Raw genomic sequence first — 20,773 nt, 5'->3', positions numbered from 1 at the left:
AAAAAAAGCCGTATTTATTTACGGCTTTTTTGATGGAAATATTTTGTTACTTTTACAGGCTAAAAATAATCCAAATCTTTTTATGAAAATCTTTATCAAATTTGACTTTAATGCTGTTTGTCGAAGAGTTTTAGACGATAAACTTCTTAAGTTTGGCATAAAACACCGAGTACTTGGCTTTGGTGAAGTTGAAATCTTGGAAAAAACCGATACTCAAAAGTTTACCGAGTTCACAGAAGAACTCAAAGAATACGGTATTGATATTATTGAAAATCAAAAAACAATTTTGGTTCAAAAAATGAAAGATACCATCATTGAGATGATTCATAGTCCGGAATTAGTAAATGTCAAAAGCTCTGTTTATCTTGCCGAAAAATTGAGTCACAGCTATGGCTATCTCTCCAATTTGTTTTCAGATGTAACCTATACTTCAATAGAGAATTACATCATTATGCAAAAAATTGAATATGCCAAGCAGCTCATTGTGAGTGCCCATTTAAGTTTAACAGAAATTGCTTTTAAATTAAATTATTCGAGTGTTGCCCATTTGAGTACTCAATTTAAAAACGTCACTGGTATTACACCATCGGCTTTTCAAAGAATTATAACCAAGAGAAGAGAGATTGCTAACAAAAAATAATTTATGGATAAGGAATATATACACATCATTTTGGCGGATGACGATGAAGATGACAGGCTCTTTTTTACCGATGCGTTTGATGAATTAAAAATCAATACCAAAGTCAACACCTTTAATGATGGTGTTGAATTGATGAATTATCTTAACAAACCCGATGCTATTTTGCCCAATGTCCTATTTCTGGATTTAAACATGCCGAGAAAAAACGGTATCGAATGTCTTGATGAAATAAAAATGGACGAAAAGTTCAATGATATTGCCATTGCTATTTTTTCTACTTCTTCCTCTGAAGAACACATAGAAGAAACCTTTGTCAGAGGTGCAAATATTTATATCAAAAAGCCAAGTGATTTTGCTACGCTGAAAAAAGTACTGTCTGATGTTGTAACGATTAATTGGCAATACCATACATCGGGATTGAATAAAGATAATTTTTTATTACGCATGTAAAAAGAACCAAAACCATGAAACTAAATGCATTTTATAAATCTCCTATTTTTCTCAAAAGCATTTTTGTGGTTTCTATTTTTGCTATCTTTTTTATTTCCGCAGTTACTTTTAAACACATCAATCTATTAAATAATTCCTCTAAATGGGTTAACCATTCCTATGATGTAAATCTGGAATTGGAACGGTTGTTCTCCTATTTAAAAGATTCCGAAACCGGCCAACGTGGTTTTTTGATTACAAAAGATTCTACTTTTTTAGAACCTTATCTGAGTTCGAAAGAAAAAATTGATCGTTCTTTTAAAATTGTAAAAAGCTATACTAAAAATGATCCGGCTCAGGAAAACAACTTGAGAAAACTACAATTATACATCAGTAAAAGACAAAACTATCTTTCTAAAACGTTGCATCTTTCTTTAAATAGAAAGCTGGATGACAAAAAATTAAAAGAACAACTCATTATTGGGAAACATACCATGGATAGTGTTCGCAGTCAAGTGAACTCTATGATTCTATTGGAGAAAAAAAACTTAAAATTAAGAGAGTTAAGTTATAAAGACACTATCAAGGTTACGCCTATTTTTATTTACGTCACTTTACTGATAACCTTAGTTTTAATCTCCATCTCTTATATCAGAATTACTCGAGATTTAGAAAAATTACAATTATCAAACAACCGTTTAACAGTCTTAAATGAGTCGAGTAACTTAGCTGAAATTGTGGGTAGTTTTGGTAGTTGGCAACTCAATATTGACAGCCACGAATATACTTTTTCAGATAATATTTATCGCCTCTTGGGATGTGAACCGCAATCGTTTAAAAATGGGCAAGAAGATTTTTTGAAATATGTTCATTCAGAAGACAAGTCCTATTTTGAAGGCATCACATCCGATAGACTGGAAAAAGATAATTTACCGCCTTTCACCTATAGAATCATCGCTAAAGACAAAAAGTTACTTTACTTTAGGACTACCGGTAGAATTGTAACCAATAAATCCGGTCAAAAAATCTTAATCGGAACTACTAGTGATGTAACTGAGGAAGTTTTAGCTTCTTTATCGTTGGAACAACAAAACATAGAACTCGAAGCCAGTAACAAAGAACTATTAGCGTTTAACTATGTTGCCAGTCATGATTTGCAGGAACCTTTGCGAAAAATTCAAACTTTTATTTCAAGACTTTCCGATAAAGAATATGACCACCTTTCTGATAATGGAAAAGAATACATTACCCGAATCCATTCTTCGGTTGACCGAATGAGAATATTGATAGACGATTTGCTTCAATATTCGAGAGCGAATAAAACAGAAAAGGTTTTTGAAAAAGTAAATCTCAGTGACTTATTAGAAAATGCCAAATTCGATTTGGCACAATCAATAGAAGAAAAAAACGCGGAGATTGAGAGTGAAAAGCTACCTAAAATGACTGTGATTCCTTTCCAAATTCAACAATTATTTATTAATTTAATTGGGAATTCTTTGAAATACAGTAAAGAAAATATAACTCCAAAAATTAAAATTTCTTCTAAAAAAGTAGTAGCGCTGGAAGAAGACTTGATTCCGAAAAAGACCAAAGACAAATTCTATAAAATTACTTTTGAAGATAATGGAATCGGTTTCGAACAAGAATATGCCGAAAAAATATTCATTCTGTTCAACCGTCTGCACAATAAAAATGAATACGCAGGAACCGGAATCGGACTAGCTATTTGTAAAAAGATTGTCGAAAATCACAAAGGCTATATTTTTGCAGAAGGCAAGCCAAAAGAAGGATCAAAGTTTACCATTTACCTTTCCGACGATTGTTAAAACAATTTATTCATTCTAAAATATTAAAATCCTATGTAGTTTGCGTAGGATTTTTTTGTGACCGTAATGGAAATTCTATAACAATTTGGAGAATTCTTGTAACGCAAAATAATTCAAACGATTGCAACTTTGTGGTGTAAAAAATATACCAATTTATTGTTAAACCGATAAAATTGTTGCCTCATGAAAAATTATATCCTACTATTCACCGCATTATCACTTTTACAAGCGAATGCCCAAGTCAATGAAGAAAAAAAACTGACTATTGACCCACAAACCAATTGCGAACTGCGTTACTTTTATTTTCCCAATATGGAAGCTTATTATGATATGAAAAATGAAGTATTCCACTATCAAGAAAATAATGAATGGGTAACCAACACGCAACTTCCTCCAAATTATGGTGGCTATTCACTTTACAAAAAAGAAAGAGTTATACTCACTGATTTTGAGGGTGACAATCCCGAACAGTTGATAAAAACGCACAGAAAAATGTATCCTTACAATCCGAAAGGAAGAATACAAAGACCGGCGCAGCCCAAACTATCAGACAATACAATAGCTTTTTTTTAGAATAAAATATTAAAATCAAAACTAAACAATATCATGCAAAATTTATTATACACTATAGCCGTAGTACTTGTCATACTTTGGTTTTTTGGATTCCTGGTTTTTAATATTGGCTCCATCATTCATATACTGTTATTAGTTGCAGTAATAGCCATTTTGCTAAGAATCATTAAAGGAGAAGAAGTATAGATAGAAAACGAGGCAAACCAATCATTTAAATTCAATACCATGAAATCGAAGATTAACGAATGCCAAAAAAAGAATTTTAAAATTGTGAGTAAAACAATTTTTAGAAATTCCGTGAATTTTGTTGTGGCACTGTGCTTATTGACTACCGTTACAACATTTGCTCAAGAAGCGCCAACCAAAAATTATGACCAAGGTTTCCGCTTGGGATTTGGTCTCAGTGGCGGACTTCCGCTCCAAGATCCGTATGATTTTAATTTAGGAGCTGATGTTAGACTTCAATATGATTTATCGACTAAATATTCATTGACCTTGACTACCGGTTTCAGTAACTTTTTTATTAGTGGAAAAGACAATGATTTAGGCTATATTCCGGTAAAAGGTGGATTTAAAGCCTTTGTTTTAAAAGACAAATTATACTTACTAGGAGAAATTGGAGCTGCCTTTGCAGTGACCAATGATTATGATGAAACTTCCTTTTTATTAAGTCCGGGAATTGGTTACGCTACGGAAATGATTGATATTAGCTTGCGCTACGATCATTACAGTGATTTTCCAATACTCGACAACAACAATACTGTAGACAAAGGTTTGGGACTGGTTGCTTTGAGAATTGCCTACGGATTTAGGCTATAATTTGATAAGCACGAAAAAGGGCTAACAATCAAATGTTAGCCCTTTTTTATTTTTTAGAAAACTTCGCTTTCTTTTAATTTTTCCATATTGTTAACCAACTGAAGTTCGTCAACAAATTTTTGAATTTTCCCATTCATCACACCATCCATATCAAAAACGTCTAACCCAATTCGGTGATCGGTTACTCGACCTTGTGCATAGTTATAGGTACGAATTTTAGCAGAACGGTCACCCGAACTTACTTGAGAAGTACGTTTGGTAGCATCTTCGGCTTGCTTTTTAGCTAATTCTTGTTCGTATAAACGAGAGCGTAATACCTCCAAGGCTTTGTCTTTATTCTTATGCTGTGATTTTTGATCCTGACATTGTGCTACCAATCCGGAAGGAATGTGCGTTAAACGAACCGCCGATTTTGTAGTATTTACTGATTGTCCACCTGGTCCTGACGAACAGAAGAAATCTACACGAACATCATTCATGTCAATTTGCACGTCAAATTCTTCGGCCTCCGGTAAAACCATAACCGTAGCTGCTGAAGTGTGAACTCTTCCTTGTGTTTCGGTTTGAGGTACACGTTGTACACGGTGAACACCGGCTTCAAATTTCAAGGTTCCATAAACATCTTCTCCGGTTACTTCAAAAATCACCTCTTTAAAACCACCAGAAGTTCCTTCATTCATATCAACTACTGAAGTTCTCCAACCGCGAGACTCGCAATATTTGGTATACATTCTGTATAAATCTCCTGCAAAAATAGAGGCTTCATCACCACCAGTCCCGGCACGGATTTCCACCATGACGTTTTTAGCATCTTCGGCATCTTTAGGAATCAACATAAATTTGATTTCTTCTTCCAATTCAGGTAAACGATCTTTGGCTTCGTCCAATTGCATCTTGGCCATTTCAACCATTTCAGCATCTGAACCATCAGCAAGAATTTCGTTGGCTTCTTTTATATTGGCGTCAAGCGTAACGTATTCATCACGTTTTTCCATTAACGCTTTTAACCCTTTGTATTCCTGATTTAACTGTACATAACGCTTTTGATCAGCGATAATATCAGGCTGAATAATCAAATCTGATACTTCGTCGAAACGTTGTTTTACATATTGTAATCTCTCTAACATGTGTCTGTCTTTCTGTTTTGGAGTGCAAAAATAGTAAAAAACGTTTGATTTTTTTGATTTTTAACCTTTCGTTTTTTAGTGCAGTTTTAAGACTCTATTTATAGTGTTTAGAAGAATGCTTTAGTATTTTTGTAAAATATACTGCTTCAAATGACTGCATTTTCAAAAGACAAGAAAAACTTCAACTCCATTTTAATTGGAAAATTAATCATCGCTTCGGTTTTAATTAGTGTTCTTTCCTCTTTTTTAGCCATTTCTTTAAAACATTCCACGGAATATTTTGAGAATGCTTTCTTTTTAAAGGCTGAAAGCAATATTATTTATTTATTGATTTTACCAACATTCGGATTGGCGGTTATTTACTTTCTACGCCAATATTTATTCAAGAAAAAAGCCAATAAAGGCATTACCGAAGTTTTTGAAGCTACCGAATCAAAGTCAAAGAATTTGCCGTTGTATAAAATTCCTTCACATTTTATCAACGGATTATTAACCGTTGCGTTTGGCGGTTCCACCGGAATTGAGGTTTCTACTGTCGTGGCAACTGCTGCAATTGGAAATACGGCACAACAAAAAGAAAAAATCTTCAGAAAATACAAAACCGAGTTAATTTGCACCGGAATCACGGCCGGAATCACCATTTTATTCAGCAGTCCAGTTGCCGGAATTTTGTTTTCCTTGGAAGTGATTGCCAGAAAGACAAATCGGGTTTTCTTTTTAACCAATGTCATAGCGTTAACAGTGGCTTCGGCTTTACTTTTAATACTGAATGAAGGTCCACTATTCAATGTTATCATTACTACTTGGCATTTGTATGCGATTCCATATTTCATTTTACTCGGCATTTTAGCCGGGCTAAATTCGGTTTACTTAACCAAAACGGTGTTGTTTTTTAAATCCTTTTTTGGCAAAAAATTAGATGGACAGAAAATCCTATTTGGTGGCATTATTTTAAGTGTTTGTCTCATTCTGTTTCCACAATTGTATGGCGATGGTTATCATGCTTTGAAAGAAATTTTCTCCCATACCAATTCAATACTAACTCCAATCTTAACCTTAATTGGCATCCTTATTTTAAAACCGATTATCACTTCAGCAACATTGGCTGCGGGTGGAGATGGTGGTGTTTTTGCACCGAGTTTGTTTATTGGTGCTTTTTTAGGATTGTTTGTTGCAACCATTTCCAATAATTTTTTCCAGGCCGATGTTATTCCTATAAACTTCATGGTTATCGGAATGGCAGCTGTTTTAAGTGCTAGTATTCATGCGCCTTTTACTGCCTTATTTCTGGTTTGTGGTATGATTAATAATTACACACTATTCTTCCCTATTCTACTGGTTTGTTTTGTGTCTAAATATATTTCGAAAATGATTTTCCCATTTACAGTCTATACTTATTCATCAGCCAATTTAAAATAGATTATGCCGATTAAAAATATAAAAAGAAGTTATCGTAAGACAAAATACATTCTCTATAAAGAAACTTTAATTGATTTTAAAGAACACTTTTGGGCGTTTATTGGTTCGTTTATTGGCATTGGTATTATTGCTTATTTACAATCACAAACTTTACCCAATAGCGATGTCATCTATATGATTGGCTCTTTTGGTGCCTCTAGTGTTTTGGTTTATGGCGTAATTCAAAGCCCATTAGCTCAGCCTCGAAATCTGGTTGGCGGCCATTTGATTTCAGCAATCATTGGCGTAACGGTTCAAAGATTAGCACCCGATGTCTTATGGCTCACTGCTCCATTAGCTGTTTCGTTATCAATCGTATTAATGCAAATCACCAAAACGCTTCATCCTCCGGGAGGAGCTACTGCTCTGATTGCAGTAACCGGTTCGGCTGAGTTGAAAAGTTTAGGTTACTGGTATGTAATTTCTCCGGTTTTAATTGGAGCAATAATATTATTAGTTGTGGCCTTATTTTTTAATAACATTACCTCGAACAGACAATATCCAACGAATAAAGGCTTTAACAAATGGATGGCAAAAATTCCTTTATTTACGAAATACAATATAAAAGAGTAAACAATAGGCTTGCCACTCTCTTTTTGCTTTAACTGTTTTTACCTATTTTTACCCTCTAAAACTTAAAAATTTATGAAAGTTATAAAACCCTTGTTGATTGGAACAGTTTTGATTTTGGCTTCATGTCAAGATAAATCGGAAAATAAATATGAAAAACTAGAGAAAATGACTTGGCTTATTGGCCAATGGGAAAATAAATCACCAGAGGGACTTTTAACTGAGACTTGGACTAAAGATAATGACAGTACCTTTTCAGGCCAAACCTATTTTATCAAAAACGAAAAAGACACCTTACATTCGGAAAGTATTGTTTTAACCCAAACAAAAGAAGCACTGATTTACAGACCGACTGTAAAAGGACAAAACAATGACCAACCGGTTGACTTTAAATTGACTTCTGACTTAGAGAACAGTTTTACTTTTGAAAATCCGAAACATGATTATCCACAAAAAATAGTCTACAAAAAATTAAACGACAAATCATTGGTTGCAACTATTTCCGGAATTCAACAAGGCAAACAGAGTTCAGAAAGTTATCCGATGAAGAAAAAATAACACCAAACTCTTATCAAAAGCAAAGCTTCTCCTATTTTGGGAAGCTTTTTTCATTTGTAAGCTAAAGCAATTCAATCTATTAAATTAATTATTCATATTTAGTCTAAATAAGCTTTGAAAATAGAATCCTCCTATTTATATTTGCAAAGTTATTTTTAATTAATCTAAATAAGAATGAAAAGTATAATCATCCTATCTGCAGGTCTGCTAATTTCAATGACGACTATTGGTCAAGAAACAAAGAAAGATACCATTAATAAATTGAAAGAAGTAGAAATCAATACCAACAAATACAAATACAAAAGAGAAAAAAGTACTACTGTATCAAGAATGCCATTAAACAACATTGAAAACCCACAAGTTTACAATACCGTTACAAGCGAGCTTTTGAAAGAACAAGTGGTAACTAATTTCAATGATGCTTTAAAAAATGCAACAGGAATCACCAGATTATGGGAGTCAACCGGTCGTGGCGGTGATGGTGCCGAATATTACAGCATGAGAGGTTTTGCTGTGCAACCAACAATGATCAATGGTTTACCCGGAATTAACAACGGTTCAATTGACCCAATAAATGTTGATAATATTGAAGTGATCAAAGGTCCATCAGGGACTTTATTTGGCAGTAGTTTAATTTCATATGGAGGCTTAATCAATATAGTGACCAAAAAACCACATTCGAAATTTGGTGGAGAAATTGGATATAATGCCGGAACTTACGGAATGGACCGAGTGACAGCCGATATCAATATTCCTTTAAATAAAGATGTGGATGTTAGAGTAAACACCGCTTACCAAAGCGAAAGCTCGTTTCAAGATGCTGGTTTTGCAAAATCATTCTTCTTTGCTCCTTCTTTGAGTTATAAAGTCAATGATAAACTTTCGTTCTTAATTAACACCGAATTCTCTCAAAGGAAATCTGCTAACGCACCTATGATTTTTTTAAACAGATATGCAACACTTTCCTTTGACTCAATGGATTTATTTGAACAGAATTATGAGAATTCATTCACTTCAAATGAATTAACAATAAGCAATCCAACATTTAACATGCAAGCGCAGATGTTTTATAAATTATCTGAGCAATGGACATCGCAAACAGTATTGTCAAGAAGTAATAGCAAAACAAGTGGTTACTATTCTTATTTATATGACAACGCAAATGGCAATGATTTCAATCGTTGGATTTCTAAAAGAACCGGAGAAACATTGACCACAGACATTCAACAAAACTTTATTGGCGATTTCAAAATTGGAAATTTGAGAAACCGAATGGTTATTGGTGTAGATTATTATAATTCCAATATCATCAATGGAGGAACCAATTGGTTTACCAACGGAGTGGTATCATTAGCAGATGGTAACGATACCGGCGATTTGACACAAGCAGGCGTTGACAATATTCTAGCCAATTCATTCGAAGGAAATACAACTGCTGAAACAGAAGTAATCAGCGCTTATGCATCTGATGTATTAAACATTACAGACAAACTTTCGGTAATGGCCAGTTTGAGAGTTGATAGTTTTAAATCGGGTTCAGGTCCATCAGAAAATAAACAAACCTCCTTTTCCCCAAAATTTGGTGCTGTTTATCAATTAATTCAAAACAAAGTTTCCGTTTTTGGTAACTATATGAACGGTTTTATTAATTCAGCTCCACAAGGAACAAGTAATCCAAACGTGTATTTAACTTTCAAACCTGAACATGCCAATCAATATGAATTTGGTTTAAAAACCAATTTATATAAAGACATTATTTCGACCACTATCAGCTATTACAACATTGATGTAAAAGATAAAGTAATGTCTGATCCTAGCTTCACCAATTTCCGTCAAGGCGGAAAAGTCAACAGCAATGGAGTTGAAGTGAGTTTTACAGCCAACCCAATGAAAGGTTTCAACATCATAGCAGGTTACAGCTATAATGATAGTGAAGTAACCAAAGATATTTTAGATGATTCCTATGTTGGCTTGCGACCGGAAGAAGCCGGTCCTCAAAACTTAGTGAATCTTTGGGCAAATTACACTTTCCCTTCGGGAGATTTGAAAGGTTTCGGATTTGGAATTGGAGGTAATCATGCCAGTGAATACAAAACTTTACACCGAACCAACATTGGTACTTTTGCTTTACCGGATTATACCATCTTAAATTCTGCTTTATCATACAACAACGATAAATTCAATATTACGTTAAAAGTAAATAACATTTTTAACGAAAAATATTATTCAGGTTGGTCAACCATCACGCCACAGCGTTTGAGAAGTTTGACTGCCGGTTTAACTTATAAATTTTAATTCACTATTAAAATTTGATTACTTGTTTGTTTAATTAAACTCCTCATTTCGATGAGGAGTTTTTACACTTTATAAATGAAAAACGGGGCTGTTAAAAAAACCATTAGAAACATTCATCTTTGGTTAGGATTATCATCGGGTATTATTGTTTTTATTATCGCTATTACCGGTTGTTTGTATGCTTTTCAAGAAGAAATTCAAAACATTACCGAGGAATATCGCATTGTTGAAAAACAAAACACTCCTTTCCTATTGCCTACTGAATTGGAAAAAATTGCCCGAAAAGAATTCCCTAGCAAAATACTTCACGCTATTAAATACAATGGTTCGAGCAAATCGGCTGAAGCTATTTTCTTTAGTCATGATGATAATGATAAAAGTAAAGACTACTACAATATCATTTATCTCAATCCGTATTCAGGTGAAATTTTGGAAGTCGCAGACATGTATTCCGGCTTTTTCAGATGGGTTTTAGACGGTCATTTTTACCTTTGGTTACCGCATGAAATCGGACAAACGGTTTGTGCTTCGGCTACCTTAATCTTTTTATTCATGTTGATTACAGGTTTAATTCTTTGGTACCCAAAAAACAAAAAAGCAGCCAAACAACGCTTTTGGTTCCGATGGAAAGATGGTTTGAAATGGAAACGTAAAAACTATGATTTACACAATATTACCGGTTTTTATGTGATGTCAATAGCGCTAATCTTTGCCGTTACCGGTTTGGTTTGGGGATTTCCATGGTTTGCTTATAGTTATTATACAATTATTGGTGGCGAAAAGTCTTTGGTTTATGAAGATCCGATTTCTAAAAAAGAAATTACCTATACTGCTGTTGCAAAACCTTTGGATAAAGTTTGGATGTTGATGCAAAAAGAATATCCTGAGGCCAAATCAATCGAAGTGCATCCGCCGGAAACTGATTCGAGTTCTATTGCCGCCAATGCCAATTTAGACGAAGGCACATATTGGGAAACTGATTATCGCTATTTTGACCAATATACCTTAAATGAAAAAAAAGTAAATCACATCTACGGAAAGTTACAAGACGCCAATACATCCGATAAATTGATGCGAATGAACTATGATATTCACACCGGTGCTATTTTGGGTTTACCCGGAAAAATATTCGCATTTTTGATTAGTTTACTAATTGCCAGCTTACCCATTACCGGCTTTTTGATATGGTACGGAAGAAGAAATAAAAAGACACCTAATTAATTTAGGTGTTTTTTTTTACTCCTATTTTTCAGTAAATCAAAGTATTAAATTTAACTTGTTAAAAACTATTTATATTTAATCTAAATAAACTTTTTTTATCCGTTTCTCGTATTTATATTTGCACCGTTATTTTAACTTATTCTAAATAAATGTACAAATATACCTCAATCCTCGCCTTCTCACTTGCTATCAATGCTGTTGGTTTTTCTCAAGAAACCAAAAACAATTTTCAGGAAGACCTTTATGCAGTCAATGATACTGTAAAAAACAAAAAAGGGGAAACACTACAAGAAGTAGTTATCATTTCTCAACAACAAAAAACGATAGTAAAAGGTGGTAAAACCAATATCAAACCTTTAGACTTACCACAAGCCACTTTTGTAATTGGTAAAGAAACCATCAAACAACAACAAATTTTAAGATTATCTGATGCTTTGAAAAACGCTAACGGAGTTTATGTATCGGGTGCCAGTAATGCTTCAGGAAATAACCAAGAAGAATTGGGTTCAAGAGGCTTTACTTTCAGCGGCGCCAATACTTTTAAAAACGGTGTTCGTTTCAACGGTTCCTTAATTCCGGAAACAAGCTCTTTAGAAAGCATCGAAATCCTAAAAGGAAGTGCGGCACTTTTATACGGTAACGTTGCTCCGGGTGGAATTTTGAACCTTATCACCAAAAAACCACGATTTGACCATGGTGGCGAATTGAGTTTCAGAGCCACTGAATACAATTTCTTCAAACCTACTGTTGATGTTTACGGTGCTGTAAACAATAGCAATACTGTAGCTTACCGATTTATCACCAGTTACGAACAAGGAAATAGTTTTAGAGATGAAGTACAAACGCAGCGAATTTATTTCAATCCTTCTTTCTTATTTGATATTTCTGCCAAAACTAACATTATAGTAGAAGCCGATTATACTAAAGACAATCGAACGCCCGATTTTGGTTTGGCCGCCATTGACTACAAAGTAGTTGAATTGCCTATAAACTCCTTTTTAGGGTTCAATTGGGGAAAATTTGATTCAGAGCAAATTGGCTTTACATCAACCATCAACCATGATTTAAGCAAGAATTGGCAACTGAAAGGAATTTTTTCTTACCAAGGTTATAGCACTAATTTACTGTCAAGTTTAAGACCTAATGCCGGAATTACAGATCCTTTAAACCCAAACAACAATTTAGTTCGGGCGAATGGAGATTGGATTAGAGGTGTTCAAAAAACCGATACAGAACAAGATTACAGCTTGGTTGAAGTAGATTTAACCGGTACATTCAATACCGGAAAAATAAAACACACTTTACTGATTGGTGCCGATGCGGATCAAAGCAATACAACTACTTTGGCTTACAAAAACATCAATTACTACGACAAAATAAACATCTACAATCCGTATTTTGTAATTCAAAAGAATTCAATTTATGCTAATACTATTGTGCCATCAATGGATAAAAACACCAATGCATTAGCCAATGTAAAAAGAGCCGGGGTTTATATTCAAGACTTAATCGAATTACACGCTAAATTCAAAGTATTGGCCGGATTGCGTTACAGCTATTTGGAAAACACAAGCAGTACCTTTACTTTTAGCGCTACTCCTACGCCGAGTGTTCCAACAACTACTAACGATAATATCATTTCACCAAAATTAGGTTTGGTATTCCAACCAACCAAAACCAATTCAATATTCGCAAGCTATTCTGATTCCTTTGTATTGAATACCGGAACCGACATAAACTTGAATGCTTTACCACATTCCACCATCAATCAATATGAAGTTGGAATTAAAAATGAGTTTTTCAAAGGTCATTTGGTGGCCAATTTGACGACTTATTTAATCGACTACAGCAATTTGGCACAAACCGATTTCTCTAACGGAAATACGAACACCAACATCAAAGAATTAGCCGGTGCTTACCAAAGTAAAGGAGTAGAATTAGACATTACTGCGCACCACAAAGGTTTGAGAATGATTGCCGGTTACAGTTTTAATGAAACAAAATATACCAAAAGCAACATCTACAATCCGGGAACCTATTTAAGATTTTCTCCAAAACATACTGCTAACGCCAGTGCATTCTATACATTTGAAAATACTAAATTGAAAGGATTAGAATTAGGATTACAATCTACTTTTATCGGAGAACGTTTAGGCGGAAGATTAAGACCAAACAACGCTTCTACTGCGGCAGAATTGGCTAGAAAACCAATTCCGGTTGAAGGTTTTTTACAATTTGATGCTTCTATCGGTTATTCTATCAAAGAGTTTTCCATCAGAGCCAGATTATCCAACTTAGGAAATGTAGTGAGTTACTACGTTTACGATGACAACACCGTTACTCCTATTGCACCTAGAATGCTTACCACAACATTGTCTTATAAATTCTAAAAATAATGAAGCAAGCCACCATCAGAAATTTGCACCGCGACTTAGGGTATTTTTACATTGGATTGATCATTTCATTTGCCTTTTCGGGCATCATGATGAACCACAGAGAGAATTGGCATCCTGAAAAATACACGGTAGAAACCAAAGCCATCGAAGTAAAAATGCCAACTGAAGACAAAATCAGCGAGCCGTTTGCGGATTCATTAGGTAAAGCTTTAGGCATTGAGGACAAAATTCGCCGTCACAGTGTAAAGAAAGGAACTTTCAAAATTTCATTCGAAAAACACGATGTTGAAATCGATATGAAAACCGGAAAAGGCGAAATTGTTTCTTTTCACAAAACACCTATCATCAGTCATATGATGAAACTGCACAAAAACACTTCCAATTGGTGGATTTATTATTCCGACATCTTTGGAATATCATTGATAACGATAGCCATCACGGGAGCGATTATGATTCCTGCCGGTAAGTTTACCTTTAAACGCAGAGGTTGGAAACTGGCACTCGCCGGACTTATTTTCCCTTTATTGTTTTTATTCTTGTTGGGTTAACAAGTACAAACAAAAAGCCCCGATTAATCGGGGCTTTTTTATTAACGCCTGGCGCTGAAATACTTTCCGAAAGCATCACAGTTTGAGGTCAATTCGTTATAATAATTGGGATACTTTTCTTTTAACTCTTTATAGTATTTATTATTAGCCATAATGTAATTCTGGAACCGATTGTAATCACCTTTAAAACTATCGTTGTCGGCATGAATCAATCTATTGGCTTCACAACGGGCAATCATTCGCAAACACAAAGCTTTAAATTTATCCGTTTTAGCATTTTTTAGGGCTAACAAATAATAAGTCTTAGCCGAAAGACATTCGTAATATTCTCTTTCATCTTCCAGTGTAGTAGGATTTCCTCCACCAGTCCAATAGTAACGACGCATCATCCAGGCATTTCCAAAATGTGTCATGTTATAATAGCAATTGCCCACTAAAAAATAATAGTAATCTTTATTCTTCTCGTTGGGGTTTTCGGCTTTGTTGATATACTTAATCAATTGTCTGGTAACGGTATATTTATTGATGCGAACAGTATCTTTTATGGGAATAAACTCCGGAGTATACTTTACAACATAGAAAGGATTTTGGTCAAAAATTTTATCGCCAAAAAACCAACCGTTGTTATCGCGTTCCCAGTTAGTATATTTTTCATTCCAAAGTTTGGCATCTACTTTCTTAAAGCTTTGCATTGCTTTGGTCAGTTTGTTTTGTCTAATGTATTTGGTTCCCAACAAATCATACAAAAGAGGTAATTCCGTCTTTAACACATTGTATTTAAAAACCGAAAACTCATCTTCCTTGTCTCTGTTTTTATAAACGTTGTCAATCAAAGCTTCCATTTGTCCGGGCGTATACATTACGTTGATGTAATCGAAATAATTAGTATAGAAATCAGAATAATTGTCGGTTGCATTGGTAACCGTTTTCCAATAAACACTATTGTAATAGTCATGATTTTCATAATAATTCTCATACCCTTTGCCTAAGGTGGAATACAATAATGCCGCATCACTCGTGTTTCCTTTGTATTCCAATTCTCTTCCCAAAGCAAAGAGAAACTTTTGGTGATTTTTATTTCTTAAAATAACCGGTTTTACTTCGTTGAGCAATATGGCGCTTCCGTAGGCCTGATTGGCTGTTAAGGCCAATGCCTCAATAATTTCTAATTGATTGGTAACCAATTCAGATTGTTTGACTTTTTGCAATTCATTCAACAAAGCAATGCTGCTGTTGTAGTCTTTAGTGATGAATAACAAATAAGCTTTACAGGTTTTCCAAAGCATCGGATTTTCAACTGAATTCAAATCCAGACCATTGATAAAGCGCAATAATTCTCCGGCGTAATTTCTATCGGCAACAACTCTTTTTTGCACGGCGGCAAAGACAGAGACTTCTTCTTGCCAATAACTGTTGGTTTCTACCGATGGCTCAAAAAGCGAATAATAAGGCGTAAAAACCCAATCTTCTATTTTGTTCATTTCACGCAACAGCATAAAACTCAACCCATCAAACTTTGGTCGGTATTCATGTACTTTCTTGAAATATTCTAACGATTTATCGTGTTTTAAAATTCCGGCAAAAAGATAAACATTAGCTCTTTCATCGTTGGTTTTTGCGAAGGCCAATACTTGTTCTAAAGGAATATCACTATGATAATATTGCGAAATGACAAAACGTTTTTCAGGTGCATTGACAAAAACCTGTGAAGCATAAAAATTGGCCAAAGCTTTATCTTCTTCGGCAATGGTTCTGAAATACAAACCCCAATAAAACAAGATGTCTTTTGATGGTTTCTCTTTAAAAACAGTATCAAAAAGCATTCTTATTTTAACCAAATCTTGACTGTAAAATGCCAATCGGATAGCCAAAAAAGTATAGCGGAACTTTAGGGCTTCATTTTTAGTTTGTTTCGAAAGCAAAATGGCTTTTTCTAACAATTTCTTTCGAACCGGAGACGCTTGCACTTCATTGCGTTCCCAAGGATCTTCCATCCAGGAATTGAAAAACTCGCAGTTTTTGGCAAACTTCAAATAATTAATAGCCTCAAAATCTTTGTTTTGGTACAAATAAATCAGCATCGCATTTTGTGACCTCGAATGGATATCACCCAAAGTCATTCCGTTCATTACCTCTTGAACCGCTTGATAGGAAATTTTATTTTTGCAATATTTCACCCATAGCAATTCATTGGGTGTTTTATCAAAATCCCTATACGCCGCATTAGATTGGAATGAATTGGCGGAATAATAAAACTCTGAATAAGAATGGTATCCCATCAAATCGGGATTGAAAAAAGAAAACCGAAGTTCTTCACCATAAGGATAAAACCCACAAGCAAAAAGACTGTTACTTGCTAAAAGTGCTATAAAACCGAGAAAGTTCTTCATTGGTATAATTGCTTAATTGTTGTTCGTCTAAATGGAATAAAGAAACAGTAGTATGCTTGTCAAACTTGACATACTTCTTTAATAGATGAATGGCTTCCTCCACTTTTTGAGCGTTAATTTCTTCAAACTTAACTTTATCGCCAATCCGCAAATAAGTTTCATTGATAACAGTGTCTTTGGTTACCGAATACCAAAAAGGTTTTATCTCTTTCAACAACTTTTTGACGACTTTATTATCTGTATAGATTACATTGGAAAACTGCTCATTTTTATAGACTTGCATCCACGAATAAATGGGCAAAGCTATGTCTAAATGCTTTGGATAAACTTTATCTGTATCCAAATAACTTTCTAATTCATCAATATCCAATATCGAGTTTTTGGTGTGATTTTGCAAAGGATTCAATAAATTGTAACACATCAAAGTGGCTTTATCAACCGGTGGAACGCCCATTTTATCGGGATATTTATAAGGATACAAACGCAGTGTGCAACTAATTTCCTTTTGGGAAATGGCTTTTAGTTTTTTCAAAAAATAAAAATAGTTGTCTTTGGATTTCAACGTCCAATCACAATCCATTTGAAACTCAGTCAGTGCTTTAGCCTCTTTGAATTTTTCTTTATAAAATTTAGCAATCAAAAAATTAATGTTATCGGCCAAAGTATCCAAACTGGCTTGATTGGATTTTAAGAAAACCGCATTTTTTATATATACAGTCGGCACTATATTTATACTATCAAGGTTGTACAAATAAAGTTGCGTTTTAGAAATGGGAAAATTACCCATAGCATCACTATAATCGACTTCAAAAAACTTAACATACAGCTTGTTTACTTTCTGCTTTTCCCGAATAGAATCCTCTTTTTGTGACATATTCCAATTGTCACTCTTCCAATAGTAAAAAGCACGTTCCACATTGGCTATTTTGTGTTCCTCTTTACACGAAAAAAACAGGCAGGAAATCAAACCGAGAAGCAGCACTTTTTTCATAAAATTGATGTTTTGGGTATAACGTAAAATTCGTATTAAAATTATACAATTCCTCAAGATATTTTCAATAAAAAAAACCGCTCCTATTTGAACGGTTTCTAATGGATTATAATTTGATTTACATCGAATAATTCTTGAACATATAAATCCAAATCATCCTTGACAGCCGAATGTTGAAACAACTCAGCAACACGATTACGACTCCAATAATCGGGATAATTCTCAAATCGAAAGTTTCGTCAAAAAATTGACTGGCGATTAAATAGGTAACAATCCCTTGTCCAACGGTCAAACCGTAATTGACAAACATAGCGCCGAAGAAATAACCCGGTTCTTTTTCGAACTTGAAATTACAATGGCTACAGTGTTCATGCATTTTGGGAAACCCAAAACTAAAGAAAAAACTCTTATCGGCAAATACTTTCCCTTGGTGACAATTCGGACATTCGTTTCGGAAAATATGGTATAAACTACTTAGCATGATTTATTTTTATACAAAGGTAAAAGGTCTGGGTTAATCCATTGTTTAGTATCTTCGCTAATTATAGCACAATAAAGACATTTTGAAAAAAGAGCCTATTTACAATATTGACCATTTCAAAGCTGATTTTGGTAAAAAAGAGTTGTACATCAACACCTTTAAAAACCATTTGAAAATTCATCCTTTTATTGAAAAACCGCATCGGCACAACTTCTATCTGTTGGTTTTGTTTACCAATGGCAGCGGGACACACGAAATTGATTTTACCAAATACGACATCAAACCGGGAAGCTTGTTTGTGCTCCAACCGGGACAAATTCACCATTGGCAATTGTCAAATGATATTGAAGGCTATATTTTCTTTTATTCTCAGGAAGTTTACAATCTCTATTTTGGCAACAAAAAGATTGAAGATTATCCTTTTTACCAATCGGTGATGAACCAACCGGAAATCGTATTTGAAATGGGTGAATTAGCCACTATTCTACCCTATTTCGATTTAATGATCACCGAAAGCCAAACCAACCATCAAAGAAAAGAAGAAAAGCTATTAAACTTACTCGATTGTATTCACATAGAGATTTCCCAAAAATACCTTTCGACAACAAATCATAAATCACATTCTTATAATTACAAAATCCATCAGTTAGAACAACTTTTGGAACAATACTATAAAACCGAAAAATCGCCTTCGTTTTATGCCGAAAAAATGAACATCACACTCAAACATTTAAACCGAATCTGCAAAGACATTTTGAACCAAACCGTGACCGAATTAATTACCAATCGGGTTATTTTGGAAGCCAAAAGACTTTTAACCAATGCTTCAAAAACCGTAAACCAAGTTGCTGACACATTGGGATTTGAAAACTATTCTTATTTCACTCGCTTATTCAAAAAACAAACGGGAATGACACCGAGTGAATTCCGAAAAAACCTAAACTAAAAAACCCGCTCATCTCTAAGCGGGTTTCTAATTATCTAATAATCTAACAATCTAATTATCTAATTCTTCTCCGGTATACTACTCAAAATCTCCACAAAAAACTTCCAAAACTTCTGAGAAGATGTAATCGAAGCTCTTTCGTCCGGACTGTGCGCACCGTGAATCGTTGGTCCAAAAGAAATCATATCCATTCCCGGATAATTCGTTCCTAAAATACCACATTCTAATCCGGCGTGACAGGCCACTACGTTAGGTTTGGCGCCATTTTGTTTTTCGTAAATATTGACCAAAACGTCTAATATTTCAGAATTCACATTCGGTGTCCAACCCGGATAGCTTCCGCCAAATTCCACTTCGCAACCAAACAATTCATAAGCCGAACGCAAACCATTGGCTAAATCCATTTTAGAGGTTTCTACTGAAGAACGGGTTAAATTCTGAATCGAAATCTGGCCGTCTTTTACAATTACACGAGCAATGTTATTGGAAGTTTCCACCAAATCTTCCATATCGGCAGACATTCGGTAAACGCCATTGTGTGCGGCATAAATCGAACGCAACAAACCTTCTTGAACGCCTAAATCCATCACTTTAGAAGGCAAATCGCTTTTTACGATTTCAATCTCCAGCTTCGGTTCCATCGTTTTGTATTCGGTTTTGATATCATTGATGATTTCTTGCATGTCGAAAACAAACGCTTCGTCGTACATACCGGCTACAATTACTTTGGCAACACTTTCACGCGGAATCGCATTGCGCAAACTTCCACCGCTGATTTCGGCAATTTGCAACCCAAAATTCTCAAATCCGTCAAATAACAAACGGTTCATGATTTTATTGGCATTCCCTAAACCTTTGTGGATATCCATTCCGGAGTGTCCGCCATTCAAACCTTTAACGGTAATGGTGTAACCCACAGAACCTTCGGGTGTTTCTTCTTCATTATAACTTCTGGTAGCCGTTACATCAATGCCTCCGGCACAACCGATATCAATTTCGTCATCTTCTTCAGTATCTAAATTCAGAAGGATTTCACCTTTTAAAATACCGCCTTTTAAGTTCAAAGCGCCGGTCATTCCGGTTTCTTCATCAATCGTAAAAAGTGCATCAATCGCCGGATGCGGAATGTCTTTGCTTTCTAAAACCGCCATAATAGCGGCAACACCTAAGCCGTTGTCAGCGCCTAGAGTCGTTCCTTTGGCACGAACCCAGTCACCATCAACATACATCTCGATGCCTTGGGTTAGAAAATCAAAATCGGTGTCATTATTTTTTTGGTGCACCATATCCAAATGTCCTTGTAGAACAATGGTTTTACGGTTTTCCATGCCCGGAGTGGCTGGTTTGCGGATGATTACATTTCGGATGTCGTCTTCAAAAGTTTCCAATCCCAAACTGTTTCCGAAGCTTTTCATGAATTCAATTACACGTTCCTCTTTTTTAGACGGACGAGGTACCGCATTTAAATCGGCAAACTTGTTCCAAAGTACTTTGGAACAAGTTTG

At 34.8% G+C, this 20,773-nt stretch carries 19 protein-coding genes; 14 read left to right on the top strand and 5 right to left on the bottom strand.

Features of this window, described 5'->3' with window-relative positions; translation table 11 throughout:
* Positions 1 to 82 precede the first annotated feature (82 nt).
* The 6 genes from B3C16_RS03890 (at position 83) to B3C16_RS03865 (ending at position 4,287) form a co-directional block, all read left to right on the top strand.
* Positions 83 to 640, top strand: coding sequence for a helix-turn-helix domain-containing protein (locus B3C16_RS03890; RefSeq protein WP_121313572.1), 558 nt, complete (start codon positions 83 to 85; stop codon positions 638 to 640).
* Positions 641 to 643: 3 nt separating this feature from the next.
* Complete coding sequence (locus tag B3C16_RS03885) at positions 644 to 1,090, top strand: response regulator (RefSeq protein WP_121313571.1); 447 nt, start codon at positions 644 to 646, stop codon at positions 1,088 to 1,090.
* A gap of 14 nt (positions 1,091 to 1,104) precedes the next feature.
* Entirely contained in the window at positions 1,105 to 2,895 is a 1,791-nt protein-coding gene (locus B3C16_RS03880; RefSeq protein ID WP_291128995.1) for a sensor histidine kinase, read from the top strand.
* A gap of 183 nt (positions 2,896 to 3,078) precedes the next feature.
* Complete coding sequence (locus B3C16_RS03875; RefSeq protein ID WP_121313569.1) at positions 3,079 to 3,468, top strand: hypothetical protein; 390 nt, start codon at positions 3,079 to 3,081, stop codon at positions 3,466 to 3,468.
* 33 nt (positions 3,469 to 3,501) lie between these two features.
* Positions 3,502 to 3,654, top strand: coding sequence for a lmo0937 family membrane protein (locus B3C16_RS03870; RefSeq protein ID WP_121313568.1), 153 nt, complete (start codon positions 3,502 to 3,504; stop codon positions 3,652 to 3,654).
* Between the two features lie 39 nt (positions 3,655 to 3,693).
* Positions 3,694 to 4,287, top strand: a complete 594-nt coding sequence (locus tag B3C16_RS03865; protein ID WP_233549776.1) for a hypothetical protein — start codon at positions 3,694 to 3,696, stop codon at positions 4,285 to 4,287.
* Between the two features lie 53 nt (positions 4,288 to 4,340).
* On the opposite strand, the gene prfA is transcribed toward B3C16_RS03865, so the two are convergent.
* Positions 4,341 to 5,414, bottom strand: a complete 1,074-nt coding sequence (gene prfA, locus B3C16_RS03860; protein ID WP_121313567.1) for a peptide chain release factor 1 — start codon at positions 5,412 to 5,414, stop codon at positions 4,341 to 4,343.
* 150 nt (positions 5,415 to 5,564) lie between these two features.
* On the opposite strand from prfA, the gene B3C16_RS03855 reads away from it, so the two are divergent.
* From B3C16_RS03855 to B3C16_RS03825, 7 genes are all read left to right on the top strand, one after another.
* Positions 5,565 to 6,833, top strand: coding sequence for a chloride channel protein (locus B3C16_RS03855; RefSeq protein WP_291128985.1), 1,269 nt, complete (start codon positions 5,565 to 5,567; stop codon positions 6,831 to 6,833).
* A 3-nt stretch (positions 6,834 to 6,836) separates the two neighbouring features.
* Positions 6,837 to 7,445 carry an HPP family protein gene (locus tag B3C16_RS03850; protein ID WP_291128982.1) on the top strand — a complete coding sequence of 203 codons (609 nt, stop codon included), beginning with the start codon at positions 6,837 to 6,839 and terminating at the stop codon, positions 7,443 to 7,445.
* Between the two features lie 72 nt (positions 7,446 to 7,517).
* Positions 7,518 to 8,000, top strand: coding sequence for a DUF6265 family protein (locus tag B3C16_RS03845; RefSeq protein WP_121313564.1), 483 nt, complete (start codon positions 7,518 to 7,520; stop codon positions 7,998 to 8,000).
* Positions 8,001 to 8,174: 174 nt separating this feature from the next.
* Entirely contained in the window at positions 8,175 to 10,295 is a 2,121-nt protein-coding gene (locus tag B3C16_RS03840) for a TonB-dependent siderophore receptor (RefSeq protein WP_291128978.1), read from the top strand.
* 75 nt (positions 10,296 to 10,370) lie between these two features.
* On the top strand, positions 10,371 to 11,516 hold the full coding sequence (locus tag B3C16_RS03835; protein ID WP_291128975.1) for a PepSY-associated TM helix domain-containing protein: 1,146 nt from the start codon (positions 10,371 to 10,373) through the stop codon (positions 11,514 to 11,516).
* A 149-nt stretch (positions 11,517 to 11,665) separates the two neighbouring features.
* Positions 11,666 to 13,906, top strand: coding sequence for a TonB-dependent siderophore receptor (locus B3C16_RS03830; RefSeq protein WP_291128972.1), 2,241 nt, complete (start codon positions 11,666 to 11,668; stop codon positions 13,904 to 13,906).
* Positions 13,907 to 13,911: 5 nt separating this feature from the next.
* Positions 13,912 to 14,460: a PepSY-associated TM helix domain-containing protein gene (locus B3C16_RS03825; RefSeq protein ID WP_121313560.1), complete on the top strand. Its 549-nt coding sequence runs from the start codon at positions 13,912 to 13,914 to the stop codon at positions 14,458 to 14,460.
* A 41-nt stretch (positions 14,461 to 14,501) separates the two neighbouring features.
* Here the strand turns inward: B3C16_RS03825 and B3C16_RS03820 are convergent, their stop codons facing one another.
* From B3C16_RS03820 to B3C16_RS03810, 3 genes are all read right to left on the bottom strand, one after another.
* Positions 14,502 to 16,850, bottom strand: coding sequence for a hypothetical protein (locus B3C16_RS03820; protein WP_291128969.1), 2,349 nt, complete (start codon positions 16,848 to 16,850; stop codon positions 14,502 to 14,504).
* The gene (locus tag B3C16_RS03815; RefSeq protein ID WP_291128966.1) at positions 16,810 to 17,841 is read right to left on the bottom strand and encodes a hypothetical protein; all 1,032 of its coding nucleotides are present in this window, start codon (positions 17,839 to 17,841) and stop codon (positions 16,810 to 16,812) included. The genes B3C16_RS03820 and B3C16_RS03815 overlap by 41 nt, the downstream gene beginning before the upstream one ends.
* A gap of 118 nt (positions 17,842 to 17,959) precedes the next feature.
* Positions 17,960 to 18,322: a DUF983 domain-containing protein gene (locus B3C16_RS03810; protein WP_291128963.1), complete on the bottom strand. Its 363-nt coding sequence runs from the start codon at positions 18,320 to 18,322 to the stop codon at positions 17,960 to 17,962.
* A gap of 82 nt (positions 18,323 to 18,404) precedes the next feature.
* On the opposite strand from B3C16_RS03810, the gene B3C16_RS03805 reads away from it, so the two are divergent.
* Positions 18,405 to 19,268, top strand: a complete 864-nt coding sequence (locus B3C16_RS03805) for a helix-turn-helix domain-containing protein (RefSeq protein ID WP_291128960.1) — start codon at positions 18,405 to 18,407, stop codon at positions 19,266 to 19,268.
* 59 nt (positions 19,269 to 19,327) lie between these two features.
* Here the strand turns inward: B3C16_RS03805 and B3C16_RS03800 are convergent.
* On the bottom strand, positions 19,328 to 20,773 hold a 1,446-nt coding region (locus tag B3C16_RS03800; protein ID WP_291128957.1), incomplete at its 5' end, for an aminoacyl-histidine dipeptidase.

Origin of the sequence: Flavobacterium sp. UBA7682, from assembly GCF_002482945.1 — a bacterium.
Lineage (GTDB): Bacteria > Bacteroidota > Bacteroidia > Flavobacteriales > Flavobacteriaceae > Flavobacterium.
Note: the sequence above shows the minus strand (reverse complement) of the source record. Positions and strands in the feature narration are given on the sequence as shown.

What these genes read in the sequence shown, in the direction of transcription:
- B3C16_RS03890 (WP_121313572.1), top strand. Translation starts at nt 83, where the DNA reads ATGAAAATCTTTATCAAATTTGACTTTAATGCTGTTTGTCGAAGAGTT.
- B3C16_RS03885 (WP_121313571.1), top strand. Translation starts at nt 644, where the DNA reads ATGGATAAGGAATATATACACATCATTTTGGCGGATGACGATGAAGAT.
- B3C16_RS03880 (WP_291128995.1), top strand. Translation starts at nt 1,105, where the DNA reads ATGAAACTAAATGCATTTTATAAATCTCCTATTTTTCTCAAAAGCATT.
- B3C16_RS03875 (WP_121313569.1), top strand. Translation starts at nt 3,079, where the DNA reads ATGAAAAATTATATCCTACTATTCACCGCATTATCACTTTTACAAGCG.
- B3C16_RS03870 (WP_121313568.1), top strand. Translation starts at nt 3,502, where the DNA reads ATGCAAAATTTATTATACACTATAGCCGTAGTACTTGTCATACTTTGG.
- B3C16_RS03865 (WP_233549776.1), top strand. Translation starts at nt 3,694, where the DNA reads ATGAAATCGAAGATTAACGAATGCCAAAAAAAGAATTTTAAAATTGTG.
- prfA (WP_121313567.1), bottom strand. Translation starts at nt 5,414, where the DNA reads ATGTTAGAGAGATTACAATATGTAAAACAACGTTTCGACGAAGTATCA.
- B3C16_RS03855 (WP_291128985.1), top strand. Translation starts at nt 5,565, where the DNA reads ATGACTGCATTTTCAAAAGACAAGAAAAACTTCAACTCCATTTTAATT.
- B3C16_RS03850 (WP_291128982.1), top strand. Translation starts at nt 6,837, where the DNA reads ATGCCGATTAAAAATATAAAAAGAAGTTATCGTAAGACAAAATACATT.
- B3C16_RS03845 (WP_121313564.1), top strand. Translation starts at nt 7,518, where the DNA reads ATGAAAGTTATAAAACCCTTGTTGATTGGAACAGTTTTGATTTTGGCT.
- B3C16_RS03840 (WP_291128978.1), top strand. Translation starts at nt 8,175, where the DNA reads ATGAAAAGTATAATCATCCTATCTGCAGGTCTGCTAATTTCAATGACG.
- B3C16_RS03835 (WP_291128975.1), top strand. Translation starts at nt 10,371, where the DNA reads ATGAAAAACGGGGCTGTTAAAAAAACCATTAGAAACATTCATCTTTGG.
- B3C16_RS03830 (WP_291128972.1), top strand. Translation starts at nt 11,666, where the DNA reads ATGTACAAATATACCTCAATCCTCGCCTTCTCACTTGCTATCAATGCT.
- B3C16_RS03825 (WP_121313560.1), top strand. Translation starts at nt 13,912, where the DNA reads ATGAAGCAAGCCACCATCAGAAATTTGCACCGCGACTTAGGGTATTTT.
- B3C16_RS03820 (WP_291128969.1), bottom strand. Translation starts at nt 16,850, where the DNA reads ATGAAGAACTTTCTCGGTTTTATAGCACTTTTAGCAAGTAACAGTCTT.
- B3C16_RS03815 (WP_291128966.1), bottom strand. Translation starts at nt 17,841, where the DNA reads ATGAAAAAAGTGCTGCTTCTCGGTTTGATTTCCTGCCTGTTTTTTTCG.
- B3C16_RS03810 (WP_291128963.1), bottom strand. Translation starts at nt 18,322, where the DNA reads ATGCTAAGTAGTTTATACCATATTTTCCGAAACGAATGTCCGAATTGT.